This is a genomic window from Actinomadura fulvescens, from assembly GCF_039533225.1.
Classification (GTDB): Bacteria; Actinomycetota; Actinomycetes; order Streptosporangiales; family Streptosporangiaceae; genus Spirillospora; species Spirillospora fulvescens.
In genome coordinates this window covers 1-1418 of record NZ_BAAATD010000050.1, presented here as the reverse complement: position 1 = coordinate 1418, position 1418 = coordinate 1, and the positions used below count along the sequence as shown (strand labels likewise).

Annotated in this window: 1 protein-coding gene; it reads left to right on the top strand. The window is 66.6% G+C overall.

Annotation, left to right across the window (positions count from 1 at the left end):
* The first annotated feature begins 118 nt into the window (after nt 1-118).
* Complete coding sequence (locus tag ABD333_RS47365; protein WP_344549500.1) at nt 119-1360, top strand: IS256 family transposase; 1242 nt, start codon at nt 119-121, stop codon at nt 1358-1360.
* Nucleotides 1361-1418: the final 58 nt, after the last annotated feature.

Below are 1418 nucleotides of genomic sequence, written 5' to 3'. Positions count from 1 at the left end.
GGTTGCGTCCACGGGGGTGGTGTATGAGTTTCCGCTGGTGAAGGGCGTGTCGTCGGGACGTGAGACGGCCACCGCGTGATCCTTCGAATCGACCAAGAACCGAAGGAGAACGAACGCGATGGCCGTGAACAACAGTGTGGACCCTGTGGGCTGGTTGGCCGAGCAGATCGGGGCGTGTGAGCCGGATCTGTTGCGGCAGATGGTCAAGACGATGGCCGAGGCGTTGATGTCGGCCGAGGCCGATGCGGTCTGCGGCGCGGGTTACGGCGAACGCTCGGCGGAACGGGTCAACTCCCGCAACGGCTACCGGGAACGCGATTGGGACACTCGGGCCGGAACGATCGAGCTGGCCATTCCCAAGTTGCGGTCGGGGTCGTACTTTCCCGACTGGCTGCTTGAACGCAGGCGGCGGGCCGAGCAGGCACTGGTGTCGGTGGTGGCCACCAGCTACCTGCTGGGCGTGTCCACGCGGCGGGTCGACAAGCTGGTCGAGCAACTGGGCATCAAGGGCATCTCCAAGAGTCAGGTCTCGGAGATGAGCAAGATCCTGGACACCCAGGTCGAGGCGTTCCGCAACCGGGCGCTGGAGGCCGGGCCGTACGCGTTCGTCTGGGTCGACGCCTTGACGCAGAAGGTGCGCGAGGGCGGACGGATCGTGAACGTGCACGTGCTGGTCGCGACCGGGGTGAACGCAGACGGGCACCGCGAGATCCTCGGCGTCGAGGTGACCTCGGCCGAGGACGGCGCCGGCTGGCTGGCGTTCCTGCGCGGCCTGGTCGCACGCGGCCTGTCCGGGGTCCAGCTGGTCATCTCCGACGCGCACCGCGGCCTGGTGGAGGCGATCGGCTCGACACTGCCGGGCGCGGCATGGCAGCGCTGCCGCACCCACTACCTGCGCAACCTGCTGACCAAGGTGCCCAAGTCCGCGCAGCCATGGGTGGCGACGCTGGTGCGGACCATCTTTGACCAGCCCGCCGACCAGGAGGTCCACGCCCAGCATGCTCGCGTCGTGGACTCGCTGGAGGCCAAGCACCCCGATGCCGCCGCCCACCTGGACGAGGCCAAGGCCGACCTGCTCGCCTTCACCGCGTTCCCCCGTGAGTTGTGGCGGCAGATCTGGTCCAACAACCCACAAGAACGCCTGAACAAGGAGATCCGCCGCCGCACCGACGTGGTCGGTATCTTTCCCGACCGCACCGCCGTCATCCGCCTGGTCGGTGCTGTCTTGATGGAACAAACCGATGAATGGACCGAGGCCCGCCGCTACATGGGCCTGGACTTTCTGGCCAAAGCCCGCCTGCGCGTAATCGCAGGCGACGCACCGACCGAGAAGATCGACCAGCAAGCAATCACCGCTTAACCTGCACAAACAGATCACGCGAAGGCCGATCTCTTACACCACTCCGCTGGACGTGACC